5 protein-coding genes are annotated in these 13,004 nt (G+C 61.3%); all 5 read left to right on the top strand.

Annotated features, from left to right (window positions below):
- Window positions 1-2 precede the first annotated feature (2 nt).
- Genes QSV77_RS18565 through QSV77_RS18545 form a run of 5 tightly spaced genes read left to right on the top strand, consistent with a single transcriptional unit; the run spans window position 3 to window position 12,999 of the window.
- Window positions 3-242 (top strand): MbtH family protein, encoded by a 240-nt coding sequence (locus QSV77_RS18565; RefSeq protein ID WP_110760101.1) that lies wholly within the window; start codon window positions 3-5, stop codon window positions 240-242.
- A gap of 11 nt (window positions 243-253) precedes the next feature.
- On the top strand, window positions 254-772 hold the full coding sequence (locus QSV77_RS18560; protein ID WP_302734605.1) for a siderophore biosynthesis protein: 519 nt from the start codon (window positions 254-256) through the stop codon (window positions 770-772).
- A complete protein-coding gene (locus QSV77_RS18555) occupies window positions 769-1,332 on the top strand; it encodes a siderophore biosynthesis protein (protein WP_110760099.1) in 564 nt (187 codons plus the stop codon). Before QSV77_RS18560 ends, QSV77_RS18555 begins: the two co-directional genes overlap by 4 nt.
- Before the next feature lie 37 nt (window positions 1,333-1,369).
- Window positions 1,370-5,803: a type I polyketide synthase gene (locus QSV77_RS18550; RefSeq protein WP_302734603.1), complete on the top strand. Its 4,434-nt coding sequence runs from the start codon at window positions 1,370-1,372 to the stop codon at window positions 5,801-5,803.
- Window positions 5,800-12,999, top strand: coding sequence for a non-ribosomal peptide synthetase (locus QSV77_RS18545; RefSeq protein WP_302734602.1), 7,200 nt, complete (start codon window positions 5,800-5,802; stop codon window positions 12,997-12,999). The genes QSV77_RS18550 and QSV77_RS18545 overlap by 4 nt, the downstream gene beginning before the upstream one ends.
- The last annotated feature ends 5 nt before the right edge of the window (window positions 13,000-13,004 follow it).

Here is a 13,004-nt window from a genome sequence, read left to right as displayed (position 1 = left end):
CCATGAGTTCCCAGACCCCGGCTGAAGACCTGCACTACAACGTCGTGATCAGCGACGAGGAGCGATATTCAATATGGCCGGTCTACAAGGCGGTCCCGACAGGGTGGCGACCAAGCGGCTTTTCCGGATCGAAGCAGGCGTGCCTCGATCATATCGAGGTTGAGTGGACCGACATGCGCCCCTTGAGTTTGCGGCGGTTGATGGACGGCGAGGCCGTAAACACAACCAGCGTGCAAGAATAGGACGTGACCCCATGGACGATCAACCATGGCCAAGCCCGGTGCCCCGCGAGGACGCCGGACCGGACAGGGACTGGCTTGCGCAGGATGCCATTCTTGATCTGCTCCTGCCGGAGGCACTGGCACCGGTAATGGTGCCGGAAGAACACGAAAGAGCCCGCCTGCAGCACATCATCTGCGAGGCGCTCGAAGCGTTCACGCTGCATCATCCCGAATGCCGCGCGCGCATCGCCGCGCTTCTGGGCAACATGGAAAAGCCGATGTCAGACCCCGGCGTCGTGGATATCAGCGGCCTGCCGCTGACGTCCTTTCACGCCAATGACTATGACCGGTATTTCCGCGTGAACCGCATTACCACTGCACAGCCCGCCCATGTTCTGCTGCGCAGCTTCCTGCAGGTCGCGCTGTCGGTTACCGATCTTTTCTGCCGGGCGCCACACCTGTCGGAAAAGGCCGCTAGAGCCCAATTTGATGGTTTCGAGGTTCATGCAAGGCTTCTTGCAAGGTGCTTTGGCGTGGAGTGTGCGAGATGACCATTGCTTCCCCCTCGCCTTCCCGGATCTGGCGCGAATTCCACTGGGCGTTTTTCATGAACGTGCAGGGGCTGGTTCTGTGCCTTCGTCGTTTCAATATGCAGGTGCATGAGGGCGACCATGCCGAAGCGGACAGGGAATTGCGGGCCGCCGCGGTGCTTCTGCGCACATCTGCCAGCTCCATGGACCTCGCCGCCAGCTTCAGCAAGGCGGATTACGAAAATACCATCCGCGTCTCCATGACGCCGCCATCAGTCGAATCCGATGATTTCAGCGGGCTGATGTCGTTTGACCATGCCGTCCTCATTCAGGTCTGGCGTGAAATGAAGGACGTGTTCGCCACCCTGCCGGTCGAACTCCATGACGCACATGCGGAATTCGTCGCAGCCTACAAATATCTGGCGGAAGGGCATGTCGGCGTCTGCTCACGTTTCGTCGGCTCCGACGCCGGAAGCCTGCGATACGGCGACCGGAAGGCAATCGATACGCTCCAGCGTTTCGAACGCGGTCGCCTCGGCATGATCGATCCGCCCAAAAAAGGCTGCCCGTTCCACAAGTAACGTGCGTGTTCAATTTCTAATCCAGCGAGAACTGCATATGTCCGACTATACCAGCGCTTCAAACCAGGATCGGAATGCCTTTCGGGTCGCCGTCATCGGTATGGCAGGCCGCTTTCCGGGAGCCTCCGACATTGAGAGCTTCTGGGATAATCTGGTTCATGGCCGGGAGTCGGTCAAAGAATGGACCGACGAGGAACTCAGCGCGCTGGGTGTTCCGCCCGAGCAGCTCATCGATCCGGATTTCGTGCGGGCTTCAGCGCCGCTGGAGGGCGCCGACCAGTTTGACGCTGAATTTTTCGGCTACAGCCCCAGCGAGGCGGAAATTCTCGATCCGCAGCAGCGGCTGTTTCTCGAATGCGCCTGGGCGGCGCTGGAGCGCGCCGGATATCAGGGCGACACTTTCGACGGTTCCATCGGCGTCTATGCCTCGAGCGGCTTCAATACCTATCTCCTGAACCTGCACGCCAATGCCGCGGTGCGCCAATCGATCAGCCCCTTTGAACTGTTCGTCGCCAACGACAAGGACTTTTTGGCGACGCGCACGGCTTACAAGCTCAATCTGCGCGGACCGGCCATGACCGTGCAGACGGCCTGCTCTTCATCGCTTGTTTCCATCCATGTCGCGGCCCAGAGCCTCATTGCGGGCGAATGCGATATTGCGCTTGCGGGCGGCGTGACGGTTTCCCGTTCGCACGGATATGTAGCGCGCGAAGGCGGAATATTGTCTCCTGACGGGCATTGCCGGGCATTCGATGCGGATGCCGCCGGAACCGTTCCCGGCAGCGGCGTCGGCGTCGTCGTGCTCAAGCGTCTTGAAGATGCGCTTGCAGACGGCGACACGATCGATGCTGTCATCATCGGTTCGGCCATCAACAATGACGGCGCGCTGAAGGCGAGCTTTACCGCGCCGCAGGTGGACAGCCAGGCCATGGTCATAAGCGAGGCCCACGCCGCCGCAGGAATACCAGCCGATTCCATCGGTTATATCGAAGCGCATGGCACGGGAACATCGCTGGGCGACCCCATCGAGATTGCAGCGCTGACGCAGGCCTTTCGCAAGACGACGACGCGCACCGGATATTGCGCCATCGGCTCCGTGAAAACCAATATCGGCCACCTCGATACCGCCGCAGGCATTGCAGGCTTCATCAAGACCGTGCTTTGCCTCAAGCACGGCAGAATTCCCGCAAGCCTTCATTTCAAACAGGCAAACGCGAAGATCGACTTCCCGGCGAGCCCCTTTGCGGTCAATACGGCCCTGCGAGACTGGGATGCGGTGGAAAGCCCCCGGAGAGCCGGCATCAGTTCTCTCGGTATCGGCGGAACGAATGCGCATCTGGTGCTGGAAGAGGCACCAACCGACGCAGGCGCGCGCGCCAGGACACAACCGGCATCGCCGCAGCTTCTGGTATTTTCAGCGCGCAACGATGCGGCGCTCTCGGCACTGCTTTCGGCACAGGCGAAAGCGTTCGAGGCGAACCCGGAACTTGCGATCAACGACGTTGCCTTCACGCTGCGTCATGGCCGGAAGGCTTTCAGCCATCGCCAGTCGCTGGTTGCGGATGATCTGGCGTCAGCCGCGGCGGAACTGCACCGTCTTGCTGCGCAAAAACCATCCATTGCCGGCAGCACGCCGCCCCCGGTTTTCCTGTTTCCCGGACAGGGAAGCCAATATGCCGGAATGGGCAAGGATCTCTACGAGCGGGTGGAGCTTTTCCGTGCGCCTTTCGATGCCTGCGCGGATCGTCTTTCCAAGATCATGCAACGCGATTTCCGCGCTGATCTCTTTGCCGGACATGAGGATATCCATAATACGGATTTTGCCCAGCCGGCGCTGTTTGCCGTGGAATATGCCCTTGCAAAGGCATGGATGGCGCAGGGTGTGATACCACAGGCGCTCCATGGCCACAGCATCGGCGAATATGTGGCGGCCTGCCTGGCGGGCGTCTTCGATCTGGATACGGCACTTTCGCTTGTGGTGGCGCGCGGCCGGTTGATGCAACAGGCCGCTCCCGGTGCAATGCTTGCGGTCGTTCATCCCGACGCGCCGATCGACCGCTGGATTAACGTGGACATCGCCCTGGCGGCCAGCAACGCGCCGGGCCTCAGCGTCGTTTCAGGCAGCACGGACGCCATCGCAAGGCTTGAAACGGAACTCAAACAGGCGCGTTACGTGACGCGGCGGCTGAAGACCGGACATGCGTTCCATTCGCCGATGATGGCGCAGGCCGCAGCGCGCTATCTGGAGGAACTGCGAAATGCCAGGCTTTCCCCGCCATCCATTGCGATGATCTCCAATGTGACGGGAACCTGGCTGAGCGCCTCGCAGGCGACGGATCCGAATTACTGGGCCAGACATTTGGAACAGACCGTGCGTTTCGACGAGGGGATGCGAACCCTTCTCGGCATCGACAATACAGTCTTCATCGAGGCCGGACCCGGCTCGGCACTGTCGGGTCTCGTAAGCGAACAGGCTATCGCGGAAGACCGGATCATACCGTGCCTTGGCCGTGCCAGACCGGAAAACGAGACGGGCCAGTACCTTGCTGCACTGGGACAATACTGGCGGACCGGGGGACATCTCGACTGGCAGGCCGTATCGGCTGAAGGCAGCCGCGTGCCACTCGCTACCTATCCGTTTCAGGGGCAGCGTTACTGGATTTCCGCCCAGACGGCAGAAAACCAGGCGCCCGTCTCCACCGCCGTCGACAGCGCCAGAATCTATCGTCCGACATGGCAGCGCCTGTCGCCGGCAACCCCGGCAGATTGCAGAAACCGCCGTGTCCTGATCCTTGATGAAGGACGCATCGGCAAATCCCTCGCCGCACGGCTGGAAGGCGCCGGCGCTCAGGCCTATCGCGCCATTGAAGGCGACAGGTTCGACGAGTGCGATTTCCGCTGCTTCAGCCTTGCCGGACATTCCGCGGCGGATTTTGCCCGGCTGCTCGATACCCTGGGCGAACGCGGGGCTCTGCCACAGGACATCCTATATCTTTGGCCGTTGAAGCCCGGCCGGCGGGACGAGGTTACGACCCTGCTCAATCTCGTGCGGGCGCTCACCGCACAGGGGCACAAAAGTAATCTGACGCTGGTGACCAATGGCGCAACGGATGTTACCGGCCTGGAAAATCTCGACGAGCTGCAGTCTCAGTTGTCGGGCATCCTGAAGGTTGCGGGCCAGGAATATGAAGACCTGACCTGCAGGCACATCGATATCATGGTCGCGCAGGACATGGCGGATCAGGCGGTTGCGGACCGCCTCTTGGCGGAATTCAACGGAACCGGTCCAGCGATCGCCATAAGGGGCCCGCATCGCTGGTCGCATGGATTTGCGCCACTAGAACTGCCTGAACCGCAGGCATCCGCCCGCCTGAAGAAAAACGGCATTTATCTCGTGATCGGCAATATCGCCGAAGGTGTCGGCACCGTCTGGCTGGATCATCTGGCGAAAATATCCGGCACACGCCTGTCCGTGCTCCAATCCATCAAGGATGCGGAGACCGCCATTCAGTTGGACGCAGCTCTCGATACGCGCCGGATCGACTGCAATGATCCTGCTGCCATCGGCGCGGCACTCGATGAGGTGGTGTCGAGGCATGGCCGGATCGACGGAATTTTTCTGAGCATGCCTCAGGCAAACCGGCACGCGGCAGCGCCGCTCTCAATGATGGACGACACACATCTCACCTACAATGAAACGGTTCGCATCGCGCCGCTGCGGGCACTCATAAAGGCGATGGAGCAACGGCGGGCAGGTTTCTGCTGCATTCAGTCATCGCTCGCGACCGTCATCGGCGGTGTGGGCTTGGCCGCCTATACATCGGGATATCAGGCGGTGGAGCTGCTTGTGGCTGCCCAGTCGCGCAGCGCGAGAATGCCCTGGTTTGCCATTGGTTATCCGCTCATCGATGTGCTGGCCGCCGGCAAACGTTCCTCGCTCGACACCAACGCCTATGCGGTTGCCTCTGATGATGCCTGGGACCTGACGAGAAGGATCATCGAGAACGGCATTACCGGCACAACGATGCTTTCGCGCAGCGACATCACCGTTGCACCGACGGCGGTCAAGAAGGCGCAGCTGTCGAAAGCGCCTGTTTCGGGCCGTGCAAGGCCGGCGATGGCCACACCCTTCATTGCCCCGCGCACCCACACCGAAACCACGGTCGCGGGCATTTTCGAAGAACTGATCGGCGTGAGCGGGATCGGCGTCGATGACGGGTTTTATGAGCTGGGCGGCCACTCGCTTCTGGCCATCCGCGTTGTCGCCAAGCTCAGGGAAACATTCCCGGTCAAGATCGAAATGCGCGAACTCCTCTTCGAAAACCCGACGGTCGCCCGCGTGGCGAGCATGATTACCGCCCATATGCCTGATGAAGGCGACCTGGACGAGATGGCAGCGCTGTTAATGGAAATCGAAAGCCTTTCCGACAGTGAAGTCCAGAGCGCGCTTGGAGGAGCAGAAGCACGATGAACGAATTCTACGCCAAACTCGCGAACCTTTCGCCCGAGCGCCGTCGCCTCATAGAGCAGCGTCTTGCCGAGCGAGGATATCAGTCGGCTCTCGACTCCGTCATTCCGGGACGTGAGGAAGGCGATGGCGATCGGCCCCTGTCCTTTGCGCAGCAGCGCCTGTGGTTCATGCAGCAGCTTGAACCTGACAACACGGCTTACAATATGCGCAGCATCCTGCGGTTTCGCGGGAAACTCGACAGGACGGCGCTGGAAGAGGCGCTGGCGAAGGTCGTACAACGGCATGAACCGCTGCGAACGCGCTTCATTCCCGGCGCCGACGGCTTTCCGGAACAGGATATTCTGGCGGCCGGCGACGCGGCAATCGAATTCCTCGACCTCGCGCAGGACACCGATGCGGAAGCCACAGCCAAGCAGCACATCCTGCAACGGCTTTCCGAACCCTATGATCTGAGCCATCCGCAATTGCGCGCAATGCTGGTGCGCCTTTCGGCCGAAGATCATCTGCTGGCGGTCGGGCTGCATCACATCGCCGGCGACCGGTGGTCGATGACCGTGCTCGCCCGTGACCTCGCGGGCTTCTACAAGGAGACGACCGGCCAGTCACACCATCTGCCTGATATTCGCGTTCAATATGCCGACTGGGCGATCTGGCAGGGAAAGATGCTGCGCGGCCCGGTGCTTGAAAACCAGCTCGCATACTGGAAAAAGGCGCTCGGAACGGATCTGCCGGTGCTGGACCTGCCATTCGACCGTCCGCGACCGGCCATCGCCACTTTCCTCGGCGCGCAATTTGCGGTTTCCGTCGACCCTGCACTTTCAGGACAGCTGAGGGCGCTGGCACGGGCACATAATGTCAGCCTCTACGTTCTGCTTCTCTCCGCTTTCAAACTGGTGCTGCATCTCTATTGCGACAGCGACGACATCGTCGTGGGCAGCGAAGTCGCAAACCGCGACCGGCCGGAAACCCAGGCGATGATCGGCCCTCTGGTCAACACGCTGGTGCTGCGTACCGATCTTGCGGGTAATCCGGATTTCTCCGGCCTGCTGCAGCGCGTCGGCGAGACCGTCCGCACCGGTCTGGCGAACCAGGACGTGCCTTATGAGCGGATCGTCGAGGCTCTCAATCCAAAACGCTCCCTGTCCGAGATGACGCCGCTGTTTCAGGCAAAATTCGATCTTCAGCACAATCTGGCAAGATTGCCTGAACTCGACGGTCTTGCCATCGAGACACTGCGCCTGCCCGATGGTGCTGCAAAAAACGAAATCCGCTTCAACCTCGAGGACAATGACCCCGACATCGGCGGCAAGATCGAATATGCAACCGATCTCTTCAATGAGGAGACGATCGCCACGATCTGGCGGCGTTTCGAACATGTATTGCGCACGATCGCCGAGGACCCCGCCCGCCGGATATCGGAATTCTCCCTTCTTTGCGACGACGAGCATCAGGAGCAGATCCGCCGGTCTGCCGGTCAGGCTCTGGCACAGAGCGGGCTTTGCCTGCACGAGATGCTGACGGCGCAGGCGGCGCGCACACCGGAAAAATCCGCAGTGGCCAGCGAACATGGCAGCCTCACCTACCGGAAGCTCGATCAACGAAGCGACGCGATTGCCGCTGCGCTCGCCGCCGGCGGGTTTGGCCGTGGCTCCATCGTCGGCGTCTGCATGCAGCGCACGCCGGATCTCATCGCGGCCCTGTTCGGTGTGTTGAAAGCCGGCGCGGCCTATGTGCCGCTCGACCCGGACTATCCGTCCGAGAGGCTTGCCTTCATTGCACGGGATGCGGCCATCAGGGTCGTCCTGACGGATAGCGACCGGCTGGCATTCGACGCCACGGATGAACTGACCCTCCTTGAGGTCGGCAAACTTCCCGATGCGGTCTTTTCCGCAGCTCACGCCTGTGATCCGGCCGATCTCGCCTATATCATCTATACATCAGGCTCGACGGGACGACCGAAGGGCGTGGCGATCACGCATGGCAATGCCGCCGCCCGCATGCAGTGGACCGGCAGCAATTTCACCGGTGACGAGCTGGCAGGTGTCCTGGCATCGACCTCAGTGTGCTTCGATCTCTCCATATTCGAGATTTTCGGCACGCTTTCCTGCGGCGGTCAGGTGGTTCTGGCCAACACGCTTTTCGATCTGCCGCGTTTGCAGCATGTCGCCGGGGTCAGCTTGATCAACACCGTTCCGAGTTTGCTGCGCGAATATCTGCGCCACGACACGCTTCCGACATCCGTCCGCACCATCAATCTCGCCGGGGAGCCGCTGCCGCCGGTCCTGCTTGAAGAACTGGCGAAGAAGGCACCGCAGGCGCGCATACACAATCTCTATGGGCCTTCGGAAGATACGACTTACTCGACGGGTGCGATGGTTTGCGCCGTCAACGGGGAAAAAACGGTTTCCATCGGCGCACCCCTGCCCGGAACGGAAGCCTATGTCCTCGACCGGGCCGGACGTCTCCGGCCTGACGGTCTTGCGGGCGAACTATATCTCGGCGGAGCCGGTGTCACCCGCGGATATCTGCGACGCCCGGGCCAGACGGCCGAGCGTTTCGTTCCGGACGCTTTTTCCGGCAGGTCGTCCGCCTATCTCTACCGCACCGGCGACCGGGTCAGACGCCGTGCGGATGGCGCGCTGGAATTCCACGGACGTCTCGATAATCAGGTCAAGATCAGGGGCCTGCGGATCGAGACCGGCGAGATCGAGCACCGGCTCGAGGATATCGACGGCGTCAACGAGGCCGTCATTGCAGTCATAGGCGATGAAGCAAGCCCGGAACGCAAGCTGGCCGCCTATATTTCGCTCGATGCTGGGCGACAGCTGACAGTGGACGACATCCGCTCTGCACTGGCAAGGCAGCTGCCCTCCCACCTCGTCCCGGCCTTATGGACCATCCTGCCGGCCATGCCGCATCTGCCGAACGGCAAGATTGACCGGAGCGCCCTGCGCGCACTTGAAATAAAGACGCCAGAGGGAAGCGGTACCGCGCCGCGAAACCAAATCGAGGAACGGCTTGCAGCCATATGGCAGGACGTCCTTCAAACCAGCATGATCGATGTCGAGCGCAGCTTCTTCGAGATGGGTGGCCACTCACTCCTCGCCATCAGGATCATTGCCCGCATCAAGGCCGATTTCGGGGTTTCACTGCCGCTGAAGGCAATTTTCGAGACACCGACAATCGCTGGGCTGGCAAACCGGCTTGATAATGAGGCCGCGGACGCCCTCAACGTCGACGGGCTTGCGGTGGTCCATAATCCTGAAGACCGCCATGAGCCGTTTCCGCTGACGGATATCCAGCATGCCTACTGGATCGGCCGCAACCAGGGTTTCGAACTCGGCAGCGTCGGTTCCCACGGCTATCGGGAATTCGATATCGACAATCTCGATACGGGTGCTCTGGAAAACGCCATAAACGGTCTTGTCGCGCGCCACGACATGCTGCGCGCGATCGTCGATGCCGACGGGCGGCAGCGCGTGCTGGCAGACGTTCCCCATTACGCGCTGCCGGTCGTGGACCTGCGTGATGCGGCCGATCGGGCCACGTGCCTGTTGGACATCAGAAACAGGCTGTCTCACAATATTTTCAAGGCGGACCGCTGGCCGCTGTTTCACATCGAAGCTGCCCGGCTCGATGAAAAAACGACGAGGCTGTTCGTCAGTTTCGATGTTCTCATCGGTGACGCCTGGTCGCTGAAATTGATGGGCACCGAACTCGCAGCGCTCATGCAGAAACGTGCGCTTCCCGAAATCGGACTGACATTCCGGGATTATGTTCTGTTTGAGAAATCCGCGCATAACAGTGCAGCCTATGAGCGGGCGCGGGAGCATTGGTCTGCCCGGATAGCCACCCTGCCAGCCTCACCGGATCTGCCGCTTGCATGTAACCCATCGCAGATCGAGCATCCGCGCTTCACGCGTCGCCGGGGCCGGCTTGCCGCGAAAGACTGGTCACGCTTCAAGGAACTGGCCCAGAGCGCCGGCCTCACCCCGACAGCCGCGATCATGACGATCTTTGCGGAGGTTCTGGCGCGCTGGAGCAGGCGTCAGGATTTCACCCTCAATCTCACCGTCTTCAATCGCGAGCCGGTTCATCAGGACGTGGAAAAGATCGTCGGCGATTTCACGGCGTCACTCCTGCTGGGGCTCGATTTTTCGGCCCGCGCCGACTTCACCACGCGTGCCCGTCAGGTTCAGCTGCGCCTGATGGAAGATCTGGAACACCGGCTTTTCAGCGGCGTTTCCGTGCTTCGTGAGCTGGCGAAACAGAACGGCCGCTCCGGCGGCGCCCTGATGCCCGTGGTTTTCACCAGCGTTCTGGGCCAATCCTCGAGAGACGACAACGCTCCGCGTCTCGATACACGACTGGTGGACAGCGTCAGCCAGACGCCGCAGGTCTATCTCGACCATCAGGTTTCCGAAGATCAGGGCGAGCTCGTCTATAACTGGGATGCGGTCGAGGAACTTTTTCCGCCTGCCATGCTGGACATGATGTTTGCCGCCTATGAGACCCTGCTGCGGGCGCTGGCCAGCGACGACGCAGCATGGCGGACCGAGCCTGATATCGCTGATTGCCAGGCGTTCGAAACGCTGAACAACAGGGCGAAAATCGCGCTTCCCGACGACACGCAGCTACTGCATGAGGCGTTCTTCCAGAGAGCTGCGGAAAGCCCTGACAAGATCGCCGTCTGTGCAGGCGGCATCGAACTGACCTACGGACAGGTGGCCGAACGGGCGCTGGCGCTGGCGGCTGATCTGCAGAAGGCCGGAGCAGGTCCGAACGACCGGGTTGCCGTTTCTCTGCCGAAGGGTGCAGGCCAGGTGATCGCCTGCCTCGGCATTCTGGCAAGCGGCGCGGCCTATGTGCCTGTTGACCCCGACCTGCCTGCACAGCGGCGTTTCGAGCTTGTGGAAGACACGGCGGCCGATCTCGTCATCGCCGAAGGGGGCGACTGGCCGCAGCGGGTAACCGTGATCGCGGTCCCCGAAGATGGCGGAGCCAGACCTTCACCCTCAGTGACCAAACCATCGGATCTCGCCTATATCATCTTCACCTCGGGTTCGACCGGCAAACCGAAAGGCGTGATGATCGATCATCGCGGTGCGCTGAATACGATCCTCGACATCAATCGCCGCTTTGGCGTTTCCACTGAGGACCGGGTTTTCGCGCTCTCGTCGCTGAGCTTCGATCTCTCTGTTTACGATATATTCGGTCCGCTTGCGGTTGGCGGCGCCATCGTCATTCCCGTACGCGAGGAAGTGTCGGACAATGCCGGCTGGATGAAGCTTCTACTGCAACATCGGGTGACTGTATGGAACTCGGTGCCGGCCCTTGCGCAATTGCTGCTGGCCGAGTTGCCGGCGCTCAAGGAAAAACCACCCCTGCGCCTGATCATGATGAGCGGAGACTGGATTCCCGTCAGCCTGCCTCCCTCCCTGAAAGCACAATTGCCAGATGCCGATCTCATCAGCCTCGGCGGGGCAACCGAAGCTTCCATCTGGTCGATTTTCCACCCGATCGGGGAAGCACTGCGGGACTGGACGAGCATCCCCTACGGCCAGCCGCTGGCAAACCAGCGCTGGTATGTCCTCGATGATCAGGGGCGGCCCTGCCCGCCATGGGTCACGGGCCGGCTGTTTATCGGCGGCATCGGTGTTGCGCGAGGCTATTGGGGGCGGCCGCAGCTGACCGCCGATCGCTTCATTCCCGACAGTTTTGCGGACGAAGAAGAGGCTGAAAACGGCGCGCTGCTGCTTTACGAAACCGGCGATCTCGGGCGGCTGCGGCCGGAGGGACTGCTGGAGTTTCTGGGGCGTGAAGATTTCCAGGTGAAGGTCAACGGCTTCAGGATCGAGCTCGGGGAAATCGAGACCGCGCTGCTGCAAAATGAAAATGTCGCCGAAGCCGTGGTGACGACGACAGGCCAGCCACCTGCCCTCGTTGCCTATATCGTTCCAGATACCCAAGGCAGCCTCATCGGCAAACTGGAAGCGAAGGCCGGCCGGTCAGGCGATGGCAGGTTGGGCGATGCCGGAAGGACCGTCGATTTGGCCACGCCGGACGGCCTGTTCCACGAAGCGATCGCCCGGCAAAGTCATCGCCGGTTTTTGACCGCCCCGGCGGAGCTTCAGCGCATCGGCCATCTGCTCGCCAGCATACGGGCCTTCGATGTCCCCGGCACACCGCTGAAAAAGGCCCTCTACCCGTCCGCGGGCGGACTTTATCCGGTTCAGACCCATATTCTGGTCCAGGACGGCCGGATCGACGGGCTGTCCGCCGGCTGGTATCGTCATCATCCCGCCGAACACCGGCTGGAATTTCTGGCGGCCGTTTCGCAGGAACAGATCGCGGCAATCGCCGGTAAAAGCGACGATATCGTCAGGCCAAGCGCTTTCCTCGTGGTTTTCACCGGCCTCAAGGCGGCCATGGCGCGCAGCTACGGGCAAAAGGCCAGAGACTTCTGCCTGCTGGAAGCCGGCCATATGGCGCAGGTGATGATGTTGCATGCGCCGCGTCTCGATATCGGCCTGTGCGCGGCCGGCGGCGTCGATCTCTCCGCTGTGGCATCGGCTCTGGCAACCGAAGAAGACGAGGAGCCGCTTTACGTGCTCGCCGGCGGGTCCATCGATCCCGCATGGAGCACACAGTGGCAGGCCTCCGCGCAAATGCGGGGTGAAACCCTCTCTGAGCGGCTGCGCGCCTTTCTTGCCGCAAAACTTCCCGCCTATATGGTCCCGCGCGAATTCGTGATCATGGAGCGGCTGCCTCTCAGCGCCAATGGCAAGGTTGACCGAAAGGCCCTGCCCGCACCCGGCGCGAGGGCACGCCACAGCGTTGCTCCGGCAACGGAAAACGAGGCCGCATTGCTGGCGATCTGGCACGAGCTCCTGTCCAGTAACAGCGCCGGCGTGGAGGACAACTTCTTCGAAGCGGGCGGCGATTCCTTGACGATCATGCAGCTGCTGTCGCGCATAAGGCAGGAGTTTTCGGTGCACCTGACCCTCGCTCAGCTCTTCGGGGCCACCACCGTCAAAGCCCAGTCGGAATTGCTCGGCTCTCTTTCACCGTCCCTGCCGGGCGGCGTGGAAGCGGGAATTTTCCCGATCGCCGCGCAGACATCCGTAAGCGACCTTTCCGATGATGACGTGGATAAAATGCTGGAGCAGCTGCTCTCCGGCCAAAAGGACCAGTAGACGTG

The sequence above is a fragment of the Agrobacterium sp. V1 genome, from assembly GCF_030518355.1.
In the GTDB taxonomy this organism is placed as follows: Bacteria; Pseudomonadota; Alphaproteobacteria; order Rhizobiales; family Rhizobiaceae; genus Agrobacterium; species Agrobacterium cucumeris.
Note: the sequence above shows the minus strand (reverse complement) of the source record. Positions and strands in the feature narration are given on the sequence as shown.

Bases quoted from the DNA above. Each gene is read 5' to 3' on its own strand.
- QSV77_RS18560 (WP_302734605.1), top strand. From the start codon at position 254: ATGGACGATCAACCATGGCCAAGCCCGGTGCCCCGCGAGGACGCCGGA.
- QSV77_RS18550 (WP_302734603.1), top strand. From the start codon at position 1,370: ATGTCCGACTATACCAGCGCTTCAAACCAGGATCGGAATGCCTTTCGG.
- QSV77_RS18555 (WP_110760099.1), top strand. From the start codon at position 769: ATGACCATTGCTTCCCCCTCGCCTTCCCGGATCTGGCGCGAATTCCAC.
- QSV77_RS18545 (WP_302734602.1), top strand. From the start codon at position 5,800: ATGAACGAATTCTACGCCAAACTCGCGAACCTTTCGCCCGAGCGCCGT.
- QSV77_RS18565 (WP_110760101.1), top strand. From the start codon at position 3: ATGAGTTCCCAGACCCCGGCTGAAGACCTGCACTACAACGTCGTGATC.